17 protein-coding genes are annotated in these 17,786 nt (G+C 40.2%); all 17 read left to right on the top strand.

From position 1 onward, the window contains the following. Positions 1-23 precede the first annotated feature (23 nt). The 17 genes from UXI14_RS03195 (at position 24) to UXI14_RS03275 (ending at position 17,781) form a co-directional block, all read left to right on the top strand. Entirely contained in the window at positions 24-1,028 is a 1,005-nt protein-coding gene (locus UXI14_RS03195; protein ID WP_335964801.1) for a GRP family sugar transporter, read from the top strand. A 286-nt stretch (positions 1,029-1,314) separates the two neighbouring features. Then, the gene (locus tag UXI14_RS03200) at positions 1,315-1,605 is read left to right on the top strand and encodes an RNA polymerase alpha subunit C-terminal domain-containing protein (protein WP_335964802.1); all 291 of its coding nucleotides are present in this window, start codon (positions 1,315-1,317) and stop codon (positions 1,603-1,605) included. 69 nt (positions 1,606-1,674) lie between these two features. Beyond that, positions 1,675-2,271 carry a dihydrofolate reductase family protein gene (locus UXI14_RS03205; RefSeq protein WP_335964803.1) on the top strand — a complete coding sequence of 199 codons (597 nt, stop codon included), beginning with the start codon at positions 1,675-1,677 and terminating at the stop codon, positions 2,269-2,271. Between the two features lie 118 nt (positions 2,272-2,389). Further along, the gene (locus tag UXI14_RS03210; RefSeq protein WP_335964804.1) at positions 2,390-2,866 is read left to right on the top strand and encodes an anthrone oxygenase family protein; all 477 of its coding nucleotides are present in this window, start codon (positions 2,390-2,392) and stop codon (positions 2,864-2,866) included. 44 nt (positions 2,867-2,910) lie between these two features. Next, positions 2,911-3,399 carry a hypothetical protein gene (locus tag UXI14_RS03215; protein WP_335964805.1) on the top strand — a complete coding sequence of 163 codons (489 nt, stop codon included), beginning with the start codon at positions 2,911-2,913 and terminating at the stop codon, positions 3,397-3,399. 144 nt (positions 3,400-3,543) lie between these two features. Next, positions 3,544-3,993 carry an SRPBCC family protein gene (locus UXI14_RS03220; protein WP_335964806.1) on the top strand — a complete coding sequence of 150 codons (450 nt, stop codon included), beginning with the start codon at positions 3,544-3,546 and terminating at the stop codon, positions 3,991-3,993. Positions 3,994-4,127: 134 nt separating this feature from the next. Further along, complete coding sequence (locus UXI14_RS03225; RefSeq protein ID WP_335964808.1) at positions 4,128-4,544, top strand: DoxX family protein; 417 nt, start codon at positions 4,128-4,130, stop codon at positions 4,542-4,544. Continuing rightward, the gene (locus tag UXI14_RS03230) at positions 4,537-4,896 is read left to right on the top strand and encodes a DUF1801 domain-containing protein (protein WP_277898398.1); all 360 of its coding nucleotides are present in this window, start codon (positions 4,537-4,539) and stop codon (positions 4,894-4,896) included. Before UXI14_RS03225 ends, UXI14_RS03230 begins: the two co-directional genes overlap by 8 nt. 142 nt (positions 4,897-5,038) lie before the next feature. Next, the gene (locus tag UXI14_RS03235; RefSeq protein ID WP_335964809.1) at positions 5,039-5,491 is read left to right on the top strand and encodes a VOC family protein; all 453 of its coding nucleotides are present in this window, start codon (positions 5,039-5,041) and stop codon (positions 5,489-5,491) included. A 426-nt stretch (positions 5,492-5,917) separates the two neighbouring features. Then, positions 5,918-6,325 (top strand): NAD(+)--rifampin ADP-ribosyltransferase, encoded by a 408-nt coding sequence (gene arr, locus UXI14_RS18135; RefSeq protein ID WP_345786376.1) that lies wholly within the window; start codon positions 5,918-5,920, stop codon positions 6,323-6,325. 125 nt (positions 6,326-6,450) lie between these two features. Next, positions 6,451-7,323, top strand: a complete 873-nt coding sequence (locus UXI14_RS03245; protein WP_335964811.1) for a sugar phosphate isomerase/epimerase — start codon at positions 6,451-6,453, stop codon at positions 7,321-7,323. A 307-nt stretch (positions 7,324-7,630) separates the two neighbouring features. After that, complete coding sequence (locus UXI14_RS03250) at positions 7,631-8,191, top strand: RNA polymerase sigma-70 factor (protein ID WP_335964812.1); 561 nt, start codon at positions 7,631-7,633, stop codon at positions 8,189-8,191. A 70-nt stretch (positions 8,192-8,261) separates the two neighbouring features. After that, positions 8,262-9,407, top strand: a complete 1,146-nt coding sequence (locus UXI14_RS03255) for a FecR domain-containing protein (RefSeq protein ID WP_335964813.1) — start codon at positions 8,262-8,264, stop codon at positions 9,405-9,407. 170 nt (positions 9,408-9,577) lie between these two features. Further along, positions 9,578-12,895, top strand: coding sequence for a TonB-dependent receptor (locus UXI14_RS03260; RefSeq protein WP_335964814.1), 3,318 nt, complete (start codon positions 9,578-9,580; stop codon positions 12,893-12,895). A gap of 23 nt (positions 12,896-12,918) precedes the next feature. Beyond that, positions 12,919-14,397 carry a RagB/SusD family nutrient uptake outer membrane protein gene (locus tag UXI14_RS03265; RefSeq protein WP_335964815.1) on the top strand — a complete coding sequence of 493 codons (1,479 nt, stop codon included), beginning with the start codon at positions 12,919-12,921 and terminating at the stop codon, positions 14,395-14,397. Between the two features lie 65 nt (positions 14,398-14,462). Next, positions 14,463-16,064: an arylsulfatase gene (locus tag UXI14_RS03270; RefSeq protein WP_335964816.1), complete on the top strand. Its 1,602-nt coding sequence runs from the start codon at positions 14,463-14,465 to the stop codon at positions 16,062-16,064. Positions 16,065-16,098: 34 nt separating this feature from the next. After that, on the top strand, positions 16,099-17,781 hold the full coding sequence (locus UXI14_RS03275; RefSeq protein WP_335964817.1) for an FAD-dependent oxidoreductase: 1,683 nt from the start codon (positions 16,099-16,101) through the stop codon (positions 17,779-17,781). The last annotated feature ends 5 nt before the right edge of the window (positions 17,782-17,786 follow it).

A 17,786-nucleotide genomic window follows, 5' to 3' on the forward strand; every position in this document is an offset into this window, starting at 1 on the left:
ATAAACCTAAAATATAAACCATTATGTATATAGTAGATAATTATCTGGCAGCCATCGTTTTTTGTTTTATCACCATGTTGTGTTGGGGTTCTTGGGGAAATACCCAAAAACTTTCCAGCAAAGAATGGCCATTTCAGCTTTTTTATTGGGATTATGCTTTAGGGGTATTTTTAATGACAGTGGTAATTGCATTTACAATGGGTTCGATGGGAGATCAGGGAAGAAGTTTTATTCCGGACTTGCAACAAGCCGATGGGCACTATGTTTTTTATGCACTTTTAGGAGGGGTTATTTTTAACCTGGCCAATTTACTCTTGGTCATCGCCATTGATATTGCGGGAATGGCCATTGCCTTTCCGATAGGAATTGGCCTGGCGCTTGTCCTGGGAGTCGTCACTAATTATATAGACAATCCGGAAGGAAATCCATGGTTACTTTTTTTAGGGGTCCTTTTTGTGGTCATGGCCATTGTTTTGGATGCCATGGCCTATAGACAGATTTCGGAAAAGATCAAAAGTGATTCCAGAAAAGGGATTATTATCTCTTTGTTAGCAGGGGTTGCTATGGGATTCTTTTATAAATATGTTGCGCTTTCCATGTCCATGGATTTTGTAACTCCTGAGGCCGGAAAGCTTACTCCTTATAGCGCATTGGTTATATTTGCCGTTGGACTATTCTTATCGAACTTTGCTTTTAATACCATAAATATGTACCGCCCCATTTCTGGGACCCCTGTTATGTATAAAGATTACTTTGTACAAGGATCGACAAAGCTTCATCTGATAGGGGTTCTCGGAGGTGCTATATGGGGCCTGGGAATGTCTTTTAACATTATCGCTTCGGAACAGGCGGGTCCCGCCATTGCCTATGGCCTGGGGCAGGGGGCTACCATGGTAGCAGCATTATGGGGGGTTTTTATCTGGAAAGAACTGAAAGGGCTCCCGAAATCCAAGAACTGGTTATTGATATTGATGTTTACCTTTTTTGTAATCGGAATAGGATTGATTATTTATTCAAAAGAAATATAAACCAGAAATTCATTTGATTTTTTAGAGTTGTATTAGTTAGCTTTATGTTAAAGAGGCCGCCTTCTATAAAGGCAGCCTCTTTTGTTTTGCAATATGTTGAAGCCTTCCATATAGTACGATGTACTGGCCAAATAGTCTCCCGAGTCCCAAGGTTTTTTTCACTCCATAGGACAGGAGGTGGCAGAATCAACCCTTTTGTTAGTCGTTTTCACACCTCTAAGTTACCAATATTTACTTTTATCTTTGGATAGGCATTAAATTCAACTAAAGAAAAGAGGCATCTAAAATGAAGATATTAAAGACATGCGATAAGGGACATAAATTTTATAAAAGCTCAGATTGCCCCACTTGTCCAATTTGCGAGGCTGAAAGAAAACCTAAAGATGGATTTCTTTCACTTCTTTCAGCCCCGGCGAGAAGGGCATTAGAGAATAACAATATTGCCACTTTGGAAGAGCTTGCAAATCATTCAGAAAAAGAGATACTCAGTTTTCACGGGTTGGGGAAAAGTTCTATCCCGATATTGAAAAATGCCATGAAAGAACAAGGCCTGTCATTTATAGGTGCAGAAGGATAGCAATTTTTAGCTACAATGGATTGAGCATACGGCATATCAAAAATTAAATTGGATTAAAAAGATTTTAAGATGAGAAAAATAACTGTTATGGCCATGATTACAATGGATGGGGTCATGCAAGCTCCGGGCGGGCCTGGAGAAGATAGATCGGGTGGTTTTGAATATGGTGGCTGGGTTGCGACCTATGGCGATGAAACCTATAAAAAAATATTGCAAAAGGAACTGGAACAAAGGGCCGATTATTTACTGGGCAGAAAAACATTTGAGATTTGGGAGGGGTACTGGCCTGAACATAGCGATTTTTGGCCAGGCATCAATGAGGGTACAAAATATGTTTTATCCAATACCAGAGGAGACTCACATTGGAAAAATACCGATTTTATAAAAAGTATAGCAGCTATTAAAAAACTTAAAAACTCGCATGGACCGGATATTCAGGTTTGGGGTAGTAGCAAACTCGTTCAGCTATTACTTAAGAATGACTTGGTGGACGAACTTTGGCTTAAAATTTTTCCATTGACATTGGGTACAGGGAAGAAACTGTATGGCGATGGAACCGTGCCAGCCGCATTTGCATTAACAGAAAGCACCATTACTTCAAAAGGAGTATTTATAGCTAAATATGAGCGTGCCGGCAAAGTTGGTACCGGTAGTGTGAAGGTCTGAAAATAAGTGAAATTTTTCAGCTGCCATATTGGGAATTACTATATAACCATAAAAAAGGCAGAATCTTATATTTTAAAGATTATTGGTTTTTATTAATATAAACTTAAATAAAGAGCCTATGAAGTTTAACATAGTTATAGCTATAAACCTAATATTGTCAATGTTGGTTACCGGTGTTTTCTGGGGCACATGGTTTACATTGACCCGCTCTATAGACCAATTTTCAGCAGCAGAATTTATACATATTGGCAAGGTCATAATTGCGAATGTTGCCAATCCCATGAAAATACTAATGCCGCTGACCATTTTATGGTTAATTGTTCTAACTGGCATGAAATACCCTACAAAGGGCAAGGATTTTTATTTGTTTTTTGGTTCGCTGTTGTTAATGATAACTACTTTATTGATAACTTTATTGGTTGAAGTTCCTATTGATGATGAAATTAAGACTTGGACAGTGAACAATATTCCCAATAATTGGGAATCCATTCGTGAAAAGTGGGCATGGTATCATGGACTGCGTACCGTAACCTCAATTTTTTCATTTGTTGTGCTATGTGTAGGCTCGGTTTTATGTAATAAAAGGCCTGTTTAAACTCAACAGCTAGTGGGTTCTTTTTAAAGCGTTTAATTTTTCATATGAGAAATTTGAATGATATAAGAAAACCTTATAAAGGATTCCATACCAATAATCTGCTAGTGCTTTCACTCTTGGTGGGAACACTGGATATTTTGGCGGCTGTTTTATTAACGCTGTATTATGGTGGAGACCCCATAAAAATGCTCGGTTATATTGCAAGTGGCGCCTTAGGCACGAAAGCTTTATCGGGAGCTTTATATTATGCAGTTATCGGGTTGTTCTTTCATTATGGAATAGCCTTTGTATGGACCGTGATTTTTATGTGGGTATATAAAAAAGTTCCATTTCTGTCACAACACAGAATTTTAACGGGCATGTCATACGGACTTATTATTTGGTCGGTAATGGACCTTATAATTATACCTTTATCATTAATCACCCCAGGTCCGTTTAATATTGCCCGCGCCATAACCGGAGCCTTAATACTTATATTGGCCATAGGGCTGCCACTTTCCTTTATAACAAAAAACAAATTTCCAAAGGGTTAAAGCCAATGTTACTAAAAAGTTGGCCTATTTGGTTTAAGATGACGCAATTGACCCTTTTATTGTGCGTAATCGCAACCCTTTAATTCCATGAATCCGTCTTAATTTTGGAATATAAAACAAGTCGAATTTAAAAATTAAACAATCATGTCAAAAAACACTGTAACATTACACCGTATTCTGGCCACTTCGCCAGCGAAAGTTTTTCGTGCATTTTCCAATGAAGATGCCTATGCATCATGGCTTCCTCCTTATGGTTTTGTCTGTAAGGTCCACCAAATGGAATTCAAGGAGAAGGGCAGCTATAAAATGTCTTTTACAAATTTTTCAACTGGTAATGGACATTCATTTGGGGGAGAATTTATAGAAATAAAAGAAGCAACACTGATTAAATATACGGATAGGTTTGATGACCCCAATTTACCAGGGGAAATGATCACTACCGTGCGGCTATCAAAAGTTTCATGCGGAACAGAACTGCACATTACACAAGAAGGTATTCCCGATGCCATTCCAGTGGAGATGTGTTATTTAGGCTGGCAGGAATCGCTGGAGAAATTGAAAAAATTAGTAGAACCAGAAATACCAGACGCATAGAGCGGGGATGATGAATAATCATACTTCATTAAATAATACATCCAAACCCAATACGGTTAGGCAGGAAAGATAGTTCGGGCATTGGGCAAATTATTAAGCAAAAGTAACATGAAACAATTAAAACAAGGAAAACAATGAAAACTCAGGTGATAGAAAACAAGAATAATAAAAGCATTCATACAAAAAATAAAATAGTCTTTTGGATAGCTACAAGCATTATATTTTTATGGGAAGGATTAATGCCATTGGGCACGCTCTTGTTTGCCCATGAATATTTTAACGCTGGTACCAAACCATTGGGCTATCCCGATTATTTTGCCTATTCACTAATTGTTTGCAAAATTATAGGGGCAACTGCCTTAATGTTGCCAAAACTGCCCATAAAGCTTAGGGAATGGGCATACGCAGGACTGACGTTCAATCTAGTTTTTGCGGTCATTAGCCATCTAGTGGTAGACAAAAACATCGGTTATATTTTAATGCCTGTTGTAATTGGGGCAATACTTTCAGTATCTTATTATCAAAACCAAAAAATTCAAAACAATGGCTAAAACTAACTACCAAACAATTGATGAATACCACAGCACATTCACTGGAGATGTTCTTAAAAGAATGCAGCGCATCCGGGAATTGGTGCATAAGGTTGCACCCGAGGCCAAAGAAGTGATAAGTTATCAAATCCCCGCCTTTAAGATAGACGACAAGTATTATTTAATTTATTATTGCGCATTTAAAAATCATTTAACGCTTTCCAGTCCATGGTCGGAGGCTATTTTAAAGAAATTTGAAGCAGATTTAAAAGGAATGAAAGTATCAAAATCTGCAATACAATTTCCACATAATATGGAATTACCGCTCGATTTAATAGAAAGAATTTTGAGATTTAGAAAGACCGAGATTTAGGCCACTGTTCAAAGATCATCTTTTTCTTCATTTGGGTTTAATGAAAAAAATAAAACCATCAGCATAAAGTATTAACTTTAGTTTACAGATGAAAAACGGAGGAAGGTTTTAAGCATATTTACTAATTAATTACACCAATTCTATGGCAAAAAGTAAATTATTAAGAATGGATAACGTAGGCATCGTGGTAGAATCTCTCGAGGATGCCATCACTTTTTTTACCGAAATGGGCCTAAAATTGGAAGGGCGGGCCACAATTGAAGGAGAATGGGCGGGGCGAGTTACCGGATTGGGCGATCAACGTGTGGAGATTGCCATGATGGTTACTCCCGACGGCCATAGTAGACTTGAACTTTCACGATTTCTTACCCCGCCAATTGTATCAGACCAGAGGACCGTCCCTGTAAACGCTTTGGGTTATTTACGGGCTATGTTTACCGTGCAAAATATAGATAATACGCTCGAAAGGCTCTACAAGCTGGGGGCAGAACTTGTAGGAGAAGTTGTCCAGTATCAGGACTCCTATAAGCTTTGCTATATCCGTGGTCCAGAAGGGCTTCTTATTGGCTTGGCAGAAGAGCTGGGCAATATATGAATTTTGCCCATGGCCGGTTTTATATAGCCCATAGTTGATGCCGTTACACAATTAACAATCCAGTAATAGGACATGAAAAAGAAGCAGAAAATGGAATTTAACCCAAACAACCCTATTGTTAAACTTTGCATCCAGGCCATGGAAATGGAAGGAAAAGGCAAAACTGAAGAAGCATACAGCTTATTTCTTCAAGCTTGGAATGAAGCAACAAATGATTTTGAAAAATTTCTTGCCGCTCATTATATGTCCCGGTATCAAAAGAATAGTTCCGATAACTTGAAGTGGCTCGAAACGGCCTTACAATTCGCCTTAAAAATAAATAATGCATCTGTTCAGAGTGCTTTTCCAGCGCTTTATATAAATATAGCCAAATGCTACGAAGATTTAAAAGATCCCGATAATGCAAAAAAGAACTACGAATTAGCTATTTCATATAAAAATAACCCTATCGACAAAGGCCCTTTTTATCATGGAACAAAAGCAGCTTTGCAAACAGGAGATCTATTAATGGCTGGAGGGAGTTCCAACTACAAGCCAGACCTTAAAATGAATCACATTTACTTTACGGCCCTGGTTAACGGTGCAGGACTTGCAGCCGCATTGGCAAAAGGCGCCGGACGTGAACGGGTTTATATTGTTGAACCGACCGGCAGTTTTGAAAACGACCCGAACGTTACGGATAAAAAATTTCCCGGCAATCCAACACGGTCATATCGCTCTACGGACCCACTTAAAATTGTTGGCGAAGTAACTAATTGGGTAAAACAAACCCCTGAGGAACTTCAAAACTGGCAAAAAAAATTGGCTAATTCCAAGCGAGATATCATCAATTAATCTCCGAACGATTTTTTTGATATTTATTTATAGTTGAGCCATCTTTTTTATAATGGGTACTTATTTATAAGCAAGCTATTAGTATCTTTATAATCTTAAGATGCATTAAAATTTAAAATTTTCTTATGAACAGAAGGAATTTTGTTAAGCAGACAGGCCTGCTTACGGCCGGTGCCATGGCCTTAAGCCATACCAATTTAATGGCACATGTTTTAAACAGCAGATCAATCAATCCGTTCGGGGTACAATTGTATAGCGTTCGGGATGTTTTGCCAAAGGATCCCGAAATGGTTATGAGGCAATTGGCAAAAATGGGATACAGGCAATTTGAGAGCTATAGCGGTCCGGAAGGATTTTTGTGGGGGCTTTCACCAAAAGAGATGCGATCATTTTTAAATGATATAGGGGTAAATATGGTAAGCACCCATTTTAATTATATGGAAGTTGCCAACAAACCGGATAAGTTGAAAAAAAATATTGAAATGGCCCAAGAAGCAGGCCTGAAGTATTTATTGTGCCCATATATAGGTGCACAGAAAACTTGGGATGATTGGAAAAGGATTGCCGAACAATTGAATAAAGTTGGTGAACAGGTAAATGAAAGCGGACTGAAATTCGGGTACCATAACCACGATTACTCATTCAAACCACTGGAGGGGGAGCTGCCCCAAGACTATTTAATTGAAAACACGGAACCCGAGTTTGTTATGTTCGAATTAGACCTCTGCTGGATCGATGTAGCAGGTGTGGATACAGCATTACATTTGCAAAAATATGGGAACCGATATGAATTATGTCATATAAAAGATTACACAATAATAAACGGTAAGCCTCATCAAAATGATCTGGGCCAAGGGAATGTTGATATTAAAAAAACGCTCAAAGCAGCCCTGGAAAGTAATATCAGGTATTTTATTGTAGAACAGGAGGAATATCCAAAAACGTCGCTGGAAAGCCTGGCATATGATGCAACTTATATGAAGGAACTTGAACTGTAAAGAACTTTTATGTTTCATAAAGACGGGTTGATTATTTTACTTCAATACTTGTGAAAAAATAATATAGCCAAAGAGGCTATTCCATATATGATGGGATAGCCTTTTTTATAAAACAAACATATCTGAAACACTTAATGTCCCTAACTTTTTACCCCTGGAAATTTATAGGGATGGTTTTTTTATATTTTGTGAACATGATCACGTAATTTATAATGGTAATATGGTATTATTATAAGAGGTTTTTTCATAGAAACATATTTTTTGTATAAATTTATTGCGATTTATATAAAAATAAAAGGTTGTTGCATTGGAAAAAGCAAATCTAAACATACATAAAACTTCAGCAGATAGTGATAACGACAGTTTATTTGATCATGTTTTCCGATTGTACTATGATAAATTGCTCCATATTGCTCTCGGATATTTGAATTGTAAGGAAGATGCCGAAGAGATCGTGCAGAACACCTTTTTAAAGTTATGGGAACGTCGGAAACAAATTGACAAAATAGCAAACCTGAACAATTATCTTTATACGCTAACAAAAAATGGTTGTCTGGATCTTGTAAAGCACCAGAAAATTAAAATAGGGTATTCCAGACAACATCAAACCATGCAACAGGAGTTCATCAACGATCAGGCAGCTTCGCTACTTATTGAAAATGAACTTAAAAGTAAAATAGACCAAAGCATAGAGCTTCTTCCGGAAAAATGTAGGCAAGTGTTCGTGAAAAGTAGGGTTGAAGGGTTGAAAAGAAATGAAATTGCAACCATTTTAAATATTTCCCCAAGGACCGTAGATAACCATATAGCGAATGCCCTTAAACATATGAAATTTCATTTAAGGGACTTTATATCCTTTCTTTTTTAATTTTTTAGAATTCTTTTTTAGGTAATCTTAACTTTTGAATCGTCTATATAATACTTAGGCATAGAATGGCATGGACGATTTAATATGGAAATACGTTAAGGGGGAGACCAATACACTCGAGTCGGAGCAGGTAGAAAACTGGATCAATGCCTCTGAAGGGCACCGCAAAAAATATCATTTGATAAAGGCAAAGTATGTATTGGGGACATTTGATGTAACCCAGGGCAATATCGATGTCGAAGCTAGGTTGACGAGTTTTAAAACTATGGCAACTAAACAACCAGCCCCATCTCTTAAGCCTTTGTTGAGGTATGCTGCGGCCTTTATTGTATTAATTGGTCTTGGTACGCTGTTTTTACTGATGAAGGGCGGCGATGTCAATATGACCGCACCTGAAAATGCAATAGTGCTTGAGATGGAAGATGGCAGTACAAGGGTGGTAACGGAAAATAATAAAGAAATTCTTAGAAATAAACAGGGTGAGGTAATTGGGGTACAACAAGAAAACGAACTGGTTTATACGAAGAAGGAGACAGCCGTCGGTACTGATCAGGTAAACTATAATACCCTTAAAGTCCCTTATGGGAAACGTTTTAATATAACATTATCAGACGGATCCAAGGTATATTTAAATTCAGGGACCTCCATGAGGTACCCGACTCAATTTTCCAATAAGGGGAACAGGGAGGTATATTTACAGGGGGAGGCTTTTTTTGAAGTAGCCAAGGATTCTAAACATCCATTTATAGTATCCTCTAACAATCTGAATGTTCGGGTTTTGGGAACTAAGTTCAATGTGTCCTCTTATGAAGAAGATAGTTCTGTGCAAACAGTTCTGGTAGAAGGCGCGGTAAGCTTGTATAATAGTGACGATAGTTACGATACTTCCAAAAAAACATACCTAACACCGGGACATAAGGCAATATGGGATAAAAAGCAACATGATATACAAGTTGAACAGGCCGATGTGTCCATATATACTTCTTGGATGGACGGTCAAATGGTTTATAAACATATGGCCCTTAAAAATATTTTGAAAAAGCTGGAGCGCCAATACAATGTAACGATTGAAAAGCCTTCCGATTCCTTGGGGAATCAAAAGTTTACTGCCACTTTTGACGGTACACAGTCGATTTATGAAGTATTGAAGACCTTTAAGAAGCACTATGGAATACAATATCGTATGGAAGGAGGAAAATTTATCATTAATAAATAAATATCAATTAACCTTTAAATAAAAATACAATGGATACAGACTAACTTTAAAAAGATCAAAAAGCACTCACAACGATAGTTACTTCTATAAAAGAAAATCGGAAAATGCGGCAACATTTCCCGATTTAGAAGTGATTAAATTTTATTAACCACAAACAGATTTATAAAAGTATGAAAAAACTACCTAATATAAGGGAAGAAATTCCCTTAGTTTTAAGTTATAGCTTAAAAATGAAACTTTCCGCCATACTGTTTTTCTTTATTCTCATCCAGGCAAACGCTAATTTAACTTATGGGCAGAAGGATAAAATATCATTACAGCTCGAACAAGTAAGCTTGGATAAAGTACTGAACAGTATTGAAAATCAAACCGATTACCGGTTTATTTATAAAGACGATGAAATTAATTATTCCCATTTGGTATCGGTACATGCAGATAAGCTGCCCTTGAGAAAGGTGCTGCCTAGGCTTTTTAAGGGCATGCAGATCGATTTTTATATAATGGATAATCAAATAGTCTTAAAACCAAGAAAGCCTGCCGTTCATAAGGGTTCGCTGCTAAAGCAGGTTCAGGTTAACAATATGCAACAGTCCGTTAAGGGCACCGTTGTCGATGAACAGGGACAGCCACTTCCCGGTGCAAGTATTATTGAAAAGGGTACCTCAAATGGGGTGGTGACCGATTTTGACGGAAATTATTCAATAACGGTATCGGGGCCAGCATCTATATTGGTATTTAGTTACGTGGGATTTGAAACCCGTGAAATGACCGTAGGAACTCAGACCACTATGGAAGTCTCCCTTTTGGCAAGTTCCCAAGGTCTTGAGGAGGTGGTTGTTGTAGGCTACGGGTCCGTTAGTAAGAGTGATTTAACGGGGGCGGTTTCAACTGTTGACTCTGAAACGATTAACGCCTTTCCTACAACCGATGTTCAACAGGCATTAAAGGGAAGATCGGCCGGTGTCAGGGTAGTACAGAATTCCGGACAGCCCGGCTCGGGAGTGCAGGTACAGGTACGCGGAGGAAATTCCTATTTAGGGAACAACAATCCTCTGTACGTAGTTGACGGGTTCCCGATTACCGGCGGGATTGATTTTTTGAACCCTACCGATATCGAGAGCATTAATATCCTAAAAGACGCTTCTGCAACGGCTATTTATGGCTCCAGGGGCGCCAATGGCGTAGTGATGATTACCACCAAGGGTGGGAGCAAGGGACGACGGGGTAATATTAATGTTCAAAGTTATTACGGGATACAGACCGTTATTGATACCTATGAGCTGCTCAATAACAGGGAATTTGCCCAAGTTGCGAATGCGGCAGCGGCGAATGAAGGAATCTCGGCGCCGTTCGACCTGAACAATTTACCAACCGTTGAAACGGATTGGCAAGATATAATTTTTAGGGAAGCGGCCATTCAGAGCCATACTATTACTTTTTCCGGAGGAAGTGAGTCGTCTTCCTATTCTGCCTCTGCAAATTATTTTGAAAACGATGGTATCATCATAGGAACGGGACAGAAACGGGGATCGGCCAGGCTTACTTTAGATCAAAAAGTGAACGATTGGGCGCGCATAAATGCCAACACCGTGGTAACACGGTTACAAATCGACGATGCAAATGTCAACAACGGCAATAGCGGAAGCAATATTTGGTCTGCCGCATTACAGGCCCCGCCAATGGTGCCCCCTTATGATGAAGCAGGAGGCTATAGCCCTGTCGATAGCTATCCTTTTAGTCCTGTGTCCATAAACAACCCATTATTGTACAATGAGGTGAAAAATCAAGTACTTTCTTCTAAAATGTTGGCCAATATGGCATTGGAACTAAGTTTTAACGAAAACCTAAAATTAAAAATCCAAGGTGGTACCGAGCAGGAATTTAGGGAACGGAATTACTATTCGCCGTCCATTTTAGTGAAAACGTCCCCTCAGGGTAATGCCGCTACCGATATTACCAGAGATGTATCTTACCTAAATGAAAATATACTTTCTTATGATAAAAATATAGGTGAAGACGATAAATTGTCAGCAATTGCAGGTTTTACCTATCAAACTTTTAAAAGGAGGTATAACCGTTCAAGTGCCACGGGTTTTCCAAACGATATTTTGGAAAATAATGCATTGGGAGGGGCAGAAAACACCAATCCTAATGAGTCTTCTGTGACGGATTGGAAATTACTTTCATGGTTGGGGCGTGTAAATTATAACCTGGATAATAAATACCTTTTTACGGCCAGTATCCGTGCCGATGGTTCTTCCCGATTTGGAGAAAATAATAAATGGGGGGTATTCTCTTCCGGGGCCTTTGCATGGCGGCTCAGCAATGAAAATTTCCTTAAGGACTGGGAAAGCCTTTCTGATATGAAATTGAGAATAGGGTATGGGCAAACCGGGAGTACTGCAATCAATTCTTACCAGTCTTTAAACACCCTTGGGCAGGTAAGGGCTACCTTTGGGAAATCCGATGCTATTGGTTATGCCAGTGTTTCGGCACCAAACCCGAACTTAAAATGGGAGACAACGACACAATTGGGAATAGGTTTGGATATGGCCTTTTTAAACAATAAATACAGATTTACGGTAGATTATTATAAAAAGAACACCAAAAACTTACTCGCCATTATCCCATTGCCCGGTTCTACCGGTTTCACCTCTCAGATTACCAATCTGGGGGAAATACAGAACACCGGGATGGAGTTTAGCCTCGGGGCCATTTTTGGGAAAAATGATTTTACCTGGGACGTTTCCGGGCAATTGTCTTATAACCGGAACGAAGTTATTACCATTGGCCAGGATATTTTGGGGGCGCCTTTGGACATTCCCTTTAGTTCTTCGGTAAATATCGCCAGGGAGGGAGAACCCTTGGGGATGTTTTATGGATTTCTTGAGGATGGATACGACGATCAGGGAGTCATTAAATACAAAGACTTAAATGAAGATGGCGTTATCAATAACGACGACCAGACTATTTTGGGAAATCCATATCCCGATTTTGTATTTGGGCTGAACAGTACATTGGCTTATAAAGATGTTAGTTTAAATATATTCCTTGAAGGATCGCAAGGGAACGAATTGTTCTGGGCAACCGGGGGCTATATAGCCAATTCATTTAGCACCGGCGGTAACCAACTGGTAGATGTATATAAGGATTATTGGACACCCGATAATACCGATGCTGCTTATCCGGCCCCCAGTGAAAATAGGTCCCAATTGCGTACATCGGACCGTTTTGTGGAGGATGCTTCATATATCAGGCTTAAAAATGTGAAATTGGCATATGATTTACCAGTGGATAAATTGGATGTTGGCATTTCGGCCTTGCAATTATATATCAGTGGACAAAACCTACTCACCATTTCAGATTTTCCGGGCCTGGACCCTGATGTTAATACGCGGGCTTCCACCGGGGACCTAAGAATAGGGATTGCACAAACGCCCTATCCGAATGCCAAGACCTTTACCTTGGGATTAAATATCAAACTATAACAAAATATATAAACAACGAAGACATGAAAAAACTATTCATACTTCTGATCATTGCAACGGTCAGCAGATCGCTTGTTCAGTGCGAAGGGGCATTGGAGGAATCTCCCGAGAGCCTTCTTGTCAAAGAAAATTTTTATCAAAACGAAGCAGATGCTTTTGCCGCTTTAACGGCCGTTTACGGTACTTTTAGTTCAGCCGGAGATTATCCTACCATCTATTATATGGCTCTTCTGGAGAACAGGGCGGATTATTCTAATGGAAGGGGTAGCCAGGCCGGGATCAGTAAATACGACGTTCCTTTGGACAATACGACCCAAAGCAGGGTCTTTAATGCCTATAACGACCTGTATTTAGGGATTAACCGGGCCAATGCAGTTATCGGTAATTTACCGGGTATCGAAGCTATGAGTGCCCCTGTAAAAGCACAATATATTGCTGAAGCCAAGTTCCTAAGGGCTTTTTTTTACATGAACCTTGTTAAGTACTGGGGGGGAGTGCCCATTCGTTTGGAGGAATTTACCTCACTGGATCAAATAGCCGCCCCAAGGGCTTCTGCACAGGAAATATGGGACTTGGTAATTAATGATTTAACGGAAGCGCTTCCGGATTTGGCGGATTCATTTCCCGAATCAGAGAGCGGGCGTGCTACGGTATGGGCGGCAAAGGCAGCTTTGGCCGACGCCTATTTAAATACTGAAGATTGGGCCAATGCGAAGGAAATGGCCAATGATATTATAGATAACGGTCCATACACACTGGTAGAGGTAGGACAGGCCAACGATTTTATGAAAATCTATGGCCCCGATGTCGTAACGCATGCCGAAGATATTTTCTCGGCACACCAAACAGCCACTAACGGAAATGCCATAGCCTTATATATTCACAGGGCCAATACCGGGTATTCGGTCGGGGGTTATCATGCATGGCTTCCCGCTGAAAATTCAGTAATCGGTACCAGTTGGGATACGGCCGATCTGAGGCGTCAATTTAGTATCTATACCGAATATACCGATGTAAATGGGGTTGTACAGCCTCTTCCGGATGACTCCCCGATGCTTTTTAATAAATATAGGGATCCTGGTGCTACCAATGGTTTTCAGGGGAGGAATAATGTGCCTTTTTACCGTTTGGCGGAAATGTACCTCATTTATGCGGAGGCATCTAGCGAAGAGGCCGGAGGGCCCGATGCTCTGGCCACCGAACGGTTGAATATTGTACGGAGAAGGGGATATGGGTTGCCGCTCAATAGTCCGTCCGCTGAGGATTATCCTGAGGGGATGAGCGCTACTGCTTTCAAGGATGTGGTCTTAAAAGAGCGGGCTTATGAATTAAATTTGGAAATGAAGCGTTGGAACGATCTCTTGAGGACCGGGAGGGCACAACAGGCAATTGAAGCAACGGGAAAGGCATGGAGCGATACAAGCTTGTTGTTCCCATTGCCCGTGGATGAAATTAATAACAATCCCGCATTAAGTCCCAGTGATCAAAATCCGGGGTATTGAGTCATATTATGTAATAGGGGGAATTGAATAATTTTTATTTGATCCCCTTTTAAAAGGATTTAATAATGAAAACATTATATCGAAAAAGGGAAAATACCTGCTCATGGAGTTTTCTGTTAAAACAGATATCCCTATATATTGGGTTTTGTTTTATGTTGGGATGTACGGGCATTCCTGACGAAAAGTCCGTCGAATCGGATATCAGCTCAAAACCAAATGTATTGATAATATTGGCAGATGATTTGGGATATGGAGACTTAGGGGCCTATAATGAACAATCTTTGGTACCTACACCAAATTTGGATACCTTGGCCTTACAAGGTGTTAAGTTTGTCAATGCCTATTGTCCCATAGCTGTTTGTTCTCCTAGTCGTTATGCCCTGATGACCGGTACTTACCCATGGAGGAGCTGGAATGTTTCCGGGGTCATGCGCAATTACGAGCGGTCCATGATGGCACCAGGACAGTTAACCCTGCCGGCCATGTTTAAGGCCTCGGGATATACCACTGCCGGTTTTGGTAAATGGCACCTAGGGGCTTCTTTTCCCACAACCGACGGAAAAAAACCAATAGGACATGGTAAATTTTACGACCCGGATAATGGCGCTAATATTGATTTAACGGGCGCTGTCCATGACGGGCCTATAGATCATGGTTTTGAGCAATGGTTGGGCTTTAGTTGTGCCAGTGAATGCTGGGTTTTGAAAGATAAAACCATTATAGGTGCTATGCAGCACGATTATTATACGGTAGAAAAGCATTCACAAGCAGGAAAAATAAAACAAATTCCCATGGATAGTTATCTTCCCATGATTACAAAGGCCTCACAAAACTTTCTAAAAGAAAAAGTTTCCAAAAAGGGAAAGCCGTTTTTTTTGTATTACGCGCCCTATGTTCCCCATGTTCCTTTAGCTGTTAGTAAGTCTTTTTTAGGAAGAACCCCGGCCGGGGCATATGGGGACTATGTTCATGAACTTGATTTCTATATTGGCGAATTGCTCCATACATTGGACAGTTTGAAATTGTCTGATAACACTGTCGTACTCTTTGCCAGTGACAACGGTTCGGCATTTAGAACTACCTATCAAGGGATGAACGCCTCAAATGCAGCCAATAAACTGCCAGGGCATTTTCGCGACACCATGGGCATTTATAAGGCACCTGCCAGTTCTTCTTTATCAGAAAAAGTACATAGCCCTAATGGGGCGCTGCGCGGTATTAAGAGCACAGCCTGGGAAGGTGGCGTAAGGAGCCCTTTAATTGTACGTTGGCCGGGGCATTTCCCTAAAGGGCTAACAACAGCAGCGCTTTTTGGCATGAACGATGTTATGGCAACCCTAGCACCGCTTACTGGATATATGTTAAAAGGGGGCGTAACTACAGATGGAATGAACTTATTGCCTGTGTTTTACGGGAAAGGAACAAAGAGTCGTAAATCCATAGTAGTTCAATCGGGAAACAATATTTATGGGTTGCGTAATGAAAAATGGAAATATATTGAAATGCCATTAAAAGAAGGAGGGACTTATGATGAATTGTACAACCTCGAAGAAGATCCTTCTGAAAATCATAACCTGGCAACTGTATATCCCGAACGGTTAGAGCAGATGAAAAAAGAGTTAGAGCAAATATTACAGGGGCAATCCACAACTGTAAAAACAAATTGAAAATCTAGTATAGGATAACTGAAAAAAATAAAATATGAACACAAAAAAGTACATAAGAGTATTGGCAATATTTTTACTGGTAACTACCAGTTGTAGGTCGAAACAAATGGAAGACAAAACAGGAATTGGGTCCCCACAAACAGCGGATGTTATTGTTTACGGCGGGACCTCTGCGGCTATTACAACCGCAGTCCAAGTAAAGAAAATGGGAAAATCGGTCATAGTGATCTCGCCCGATAAACATCTGGGCGGATTGTCTTCTTCCGGATTGGGCTATACAGATACCGGAAATAAAGAAGTTATAGGTGGGCTCTCAAGGGAGTTTTACCAGCGCATATATAATTACTATGCAAAAGATAGCGCATGGAAATGGCAGACCAGGAAGGATTATGGAAATGTAGGACAGGGAACACCGGCCATTGACGGTGCCAATAGGACTATGTGGATATTTGAGCCTCATGTGGCCGAGCAGGTATTTGAAGATTTTGTTTCAGAGTACAATATCCCGGTTGTTCGCGATGCTTATTTAAATAGGGAAAGTGGTATTGTTATAAAAGACGGGAACATTCAAAGTATTACGACTACAGACGGTCAAAGGTATTCAGGGACCGTTTTTATCGATGCTACCTATGAAGGCGATCTTATGGCATTGGCAGGAGTACCTTACACTGTGGGAAGGGAATCCAATACAACCTATGGGGAACGATGGAACGGGGTACAAACCAATGTTTTTCAGCACCCCCATAATTTCGGGGATCTGCATGTCAACCCATATAAGGTGCCGGGAGATCCCAATAGCGGTTTGGTAATGGGCGTCTCGAAAGAAGGGCCCGGAAATTACGGGGAGGCCGATGACAAAGTACAGGCCTATAATTTTAGAATGTGCCTTACGCAGTTGGACGAAAACAAGGTTCCTTTTAAAAAACCTGCCAATTATAATCCAGAACGCTATGAACTTTTGGCAAGGGTGTATGCAAAAGGCTGGGATCAGACCTTTCAAAAATTTGACCCAATACCGAATTTAAAAACCGACACCAATAATCACGGTCCTTTCAATACCGATTATATCGGGATGAGCTATGATTATCCGGAAGCGGATTATAAGCGCCGGAAGGAAATTGTAAAGGAGCACCGGGAATACCAACAGGGGCTTATGTATTTTATAGCTACAGATCCCCGTATTCCGGGGAAAGTCCGAGAAGAATTTAAAAAATGGGGATATGCAAAGGATGAATTCCAGGACAATGGAAATTGGCCCTATCAGATATATGTAAGGGAGGCCCGTAGGATGTTAGGGCAGTTCGTAATGACAGAGAACGAGATCTTGGGTAAAAAGAAAGTTGAAAAATCTATCGGTATGGGGTCTTATACAATGGATTCCCATAATGTACAACGGTACATTACCAAAGATGGGTTTGTGCAAAATGAAGGGGATATCGGTGTGCATCCCCACGAACCCTATAAAATTGATCTGGGCACCATACTCCCCAAGAAAGGTGCATGCACTAATTTGATTGTGCCGGTAGCGGTGTCGAGCTCTCATATCGCCTTTGGTTCTATCCGTATGGAACCGGTATTTATGATCCTAGGGCAAAGTGCAGCAACACTAGCGGTGATGGCTATTGAAACAAGCAAAGCTGTTCAGGATATAGCCTACGCAGATTTGAAAGCACAGTTGCTCAAAGATGGGCAACGCCTCGAGTTGGAAAAACATTAAAACAG

Origin of the sequence: Galbibacter sp. PAP.153 (genome assembly GCF_037029175.1) — a bacterium.
Lineage (GTDB): Bacteria > Bacteroidota > Bacteroidia > Flavobacteriales > Flavobacteriaceae > Galbibacter > Galbibacter pacificus.

What these genes read in the sequence shown, in the direction of transcription:
- UXI14_RS03225 (WP_335964808.1), top strand. Translation starts at nt 4,128, where the DNA reads ATGAAAACTCAGGTGATAGAAAACAAGAATAATAAAAGCATTCATACA.
- UXI14_RS03245 (WP_335964811.1), top strand. Translation starts at nt 6,451, where the DNA reads ATGAACAGAAGGAATTTTGTTAAGCAGACAGGCCTGCTTACGGCCGGT.
- UXI14_RS03215 (WP_335964805.1), top strand. Translation starts at nt 2,911, where the DNA reads ATGAGAAATTTGAATGATATAAGAAAACCTTATAAAGGATTCCATACC.
- UXI14_RS03220 (WP_335964806.1), top strand. Translation starts at nt 3,544, where the DNA reads ATGTCAAAAAACACTGTAACATTACACCGTATTCTGGCCACTTCGCCA.
- UXI14_RS03255 (WP_335964813.1), top strand. Translation starts at nt 8,262, where the DNA reads ATGGACGATTTAATATGGAAATACGTTAAGGGGGAGACCAATACACTC.
- UXI14_RS03270 (WP_335964816.1), top strand. Translation starts at nt 14,463, where the DNA reads ATGAAAACATTATATCGAAAAAGGGAAAATACCTGCTCATGGAGTTTT.
- UXI14_RS03275 (WP_335964817.1), top strand. Translation starts at nt 16,099, where the DNA reads ATGAACACAAAAAAGTACATAAGAGTATTGGCAATATTTTTACTGGTA.
- UXI14_RS03265 (WP_335964815.1), top strand. Translation starts at nt 12,919, where the DNA reads ATGAAAAAACTATTCATACTTCTGATCATTGCAACGGTCAGCAGATCG.
- UXI14_RS03195 (WP_335964801.1), top strand. Translation starts at nt 24, where the DNA reads ATGTATATAGTAGATAATTATCTGGCAGCCATCGTTTTTTGTTTTATC.
- UXI14_RS03200 (WP_335964802.1), top strand. Translation starts at nt 1,315, where the DNA reads ATGAAGATATTAAAGACATGCGATAAGGGACATAAATTTTATAAAAGC.
- UXI14_RS03230 (WP_277898398.1), top strand. Translation starts at nt 4,537, where the DNA reads ATGGCTAAAACTAACTACCAAACAATTGATGAATACCACAGCACATTC.
- UXI14_RS03235 (WP_335964809.1), top strand. Translation starts at nt 5,039, where the DNA reads ATGGCAAAAAGTAAATTATTAAGAATGGATAACGTAGGCATCGTGGTA.
- UXI14_RS03260 (WP_335964814.1), top strand. Translation starts at nt 9,578, where the DNA reads ATGAAAAAACTACCTAATATAAGGGAAGAAATTCCCTTAGTTTTAAGT.
- UXI14_RS03210 (WP_335964804.1), top strand. Translation starts at nt 2,390, where the DNA reads ATGAAGTTTAACATAGTTATAGCTATAAACCTAATATTGTCAATGTTG.
- UXI14_RS03205 (WP_335964803.1), top strand. Translation starts at nt 1,675, where the DNA reads ATGAGAAAAATAACTGTTATGGCCATGATTACAATGGATGGGGTCATG.